The following is a 2488-nucleotide window of genomic DNA, read 5'->3' on the forward strand; positions in this document are numbered from 1 at the left end:
TGTAAACGTTAAACTAGAGACAACAGTTTTCAACAAATAAGATTCAACAGTTTTCCATCATAAATCTACTTTCTATATACTGTAGGCAGTCTATAGAAAGAGAGGAATAGGATGTGGAAAAGTGGATGATCTACAATGAAATACATAGATTGCGTAACGAAGGATTCTCTAATAGCGCAATCTCAAGAAAGCTGAAGATATCTAGAAACCGAGTAATTGAGTATGGAAATATGAGTCCTGATGAGTTTTATCAGTTCGTCTTGTCTTTACAGAACAGGAGCAAGAAGCTGGATCCTTACAAAGAAAAAGTACTAGAGTGGCTCAAAGAACATCCTGATCTTTCAGGAGCGCAAGTTTACGATTGGCTGCAAGAAAAGTTGGAAGTAGGCAATGTGTCTGAAGGGACAGTGCGCAACTTTGTTAATGGATTACGAGAATTGTATTGTATACCAAAACTGAATATGGAACGGGATTATATGGTCGTTCCTGAATTGCCTATGGGAAAGCAAATCCAAGTGGATTTTGGAGAGTCCAGACAGATCACGACAGACGGCAGCCATAAGAGACTTTACTTTATAGCATTTGTACTCGCCCATTCACGATACAAATATGTAGAATGGTTGGATCGTCCTTTCAGGACAGCCGATATGATTCGAATGCATGAAAACGCCTTTGATTATTTTGGAGGGATGACTGAGGAGATTGTCTATGACCAGGATCACTTATTAGCAGTCAGTGAGAATGCAGGAGATCTAATCCTCACAGCTGACTTTACGAAGTATCATCAAAAAAGGAAATTTAAAATTCACCTATGCCGAAAAGCAGATCCCGAGTCCAAAGGAAAAATTGAACAAGTCGTGAAATACGTAAAACATAATTTCGCTAAAAATCGCATTTTCGATAATCTAGCTGACTGGCAACAATCTAGTATGAAATGGCTCAAGCGTACTGGAAATCACAAAATCCATCACAATACAAAAAAGAGACCCGCTGAGGTGTACACTCTGGAAAAGGAACACCTTACACGGGTCGCAGGGACTTATATCTTTGAAGATATCTATACTTCCAGTATAACAAGGCAAATACACAAAGACAATGTTATCCGGTTTGACGGCAATCGATACAGCGTACCTGTCGGTACGTACCGAAAAGACGCGCCCAATATCGCCTATGTGGATAAAACAGAGGATCATCTGTTTATTCGTCTTCAACAGAATGGTCAAGTGCTTGCGAAGCATAAGATCGCTGAAGGCAAAGGAGAAGTGATTTCAGATCCTACTCATCGGAAAAGCAGCTATACGAAGCGGGACAAACTAATTCATGAAGTGGAGGACTTATTAGCAGATCCAGCAAGCGTGAAATGGCTTGTAGAAAAGCTTACCGAGCGCTATCCACGTCATCTAATTGATCAATTGAAAGTGGTTCAAACTGTTGGTCTCCAATATCCTGATTTTGTGAATGAAGCTGTTCAAGAGATGAAGCGTTTAAAGCTCACTAGTGCAAACGATTTGCGGGATATTGCATTTTCATTAGAACTTCAAAGCAAACAAATTAAGAGTGAAGCAAGCGGATTAAATGAGAAATATAAGAACCTGGTAGCGCCTGAACGGAAAGAAGATATCTATCTTCGTGTTCTTCAGGGAGGCGATTCAAGATGAAGCACCCTTATGAATCTCTACAGGATAAATGCAGGGCATTACGGCTTGCGGAGTCCGCTAAAGAGCTGCCTACCCTATTACGAGAAGCGGAGGCGAAGGGCTGGACCTATCACGAATTCATAAATGAGTTTTTAAGCTATGAAGTGAGTTGCCGGGAGAAGAAGAATGCGGAAAAATTGATGAAGTGGGCAGAATTCCCCGAGCTACTAACGCTTGAAAATTTCCGTTTAGAAGAACAGACAGCAATTGGAGTCAAGCAGCTGAACGTGTTGAAGGAGCTATCATGGATTGAAGATTGTTTCACACTGATTATGATGGGGCCGACAGGCGTAGGCAAAACCCACCTATCGACTGCCCTTGGTATCCATGCGATCGAGCAAGGATACCAAGTATCCTTCATCTCGATGGACCGCTTGATTTACGTTCTAAAGACGAAAGAATACGTGGCTAAATCGCAAACTAGATATAAAAGAATTGCCAAATCCGATTTAATCATTATTGATGACGTGATGTACATGGCATACGAGCCTCAGGAGGCACATCTATTCTTTCAGTTCATTTATGAGCTATATGACCAGGCCGCGTTCGTACTGACGTCAAACAAAGGCCCTGGTGAATGGGGAAAGTTTCTGGGCGATCCTACACTTACCACAGCGATTCTTGATCGACTTCTTCACCGCAGTGAAATTATTACCTTTAGCGAAGAACAAGACAGCATTAGAATGAAATATCGAAAAGCCCTTTTTACAGAGCAAAGTGTTGAGTCTTAATTGACGAAAACTGTTGAGTGTTATTTTTCAAAAACTGTTGAATCCTACTTGACGGTTACA

At 41.1% G+C, this 2488-nt stretch carries 2 protein-coding genes; both read left to right on the plus strand.

The annotated features are described in order from the left end of the window. The first annotated feature begins 113 nt into the window (after positions 1–113). The gene (istA, locus tag QT716_RS16225; RefSeq protein WP_317937207.1) at positions 114–1658 is read left to right on the plus strand and encodes an IS21 family transposase; all 1545 of its coding nucleotides are present in this window, start codon (positions 114–116) and stop codon (positions 1656–1658) included. Next, the gene (istB, locus tag QT716_RS16230) at positions 1655–2428 is read left to right on the plus strand and encodes an IS21-like element helper ATPase IstB (protein ID WP_317937208.1); all 774 of its coding nucleotides are present in this window, start codon (positions 1655–1657) and stop codon (positions 2426–2428) included. Before istA ends, istB begins: the two co-directional genes overlap by 4 nt. The last annotated feature ends 60 nt before the right edge of the window (positions 2429–2488 follow it).

The organism is Sporosarcina aquimarina (genome assembly GCF_033253705.1).
Taxonomy (GTDB): domain Bacteria; phylum Bacillota; class Bacilli; order Bacillales_A; family Planococcaceae; genus Sporosarcina; species Sporosarcina aquimarina.

Excerpts from the sequence above, each read along its gene's own strand:
- istB (WP_317937208.1), top strand. The coding sequence starts at position 1,655 with ATGAAGCACCCTTATGAATCTCTACAGGATAAATGCAGGGCATTACGG.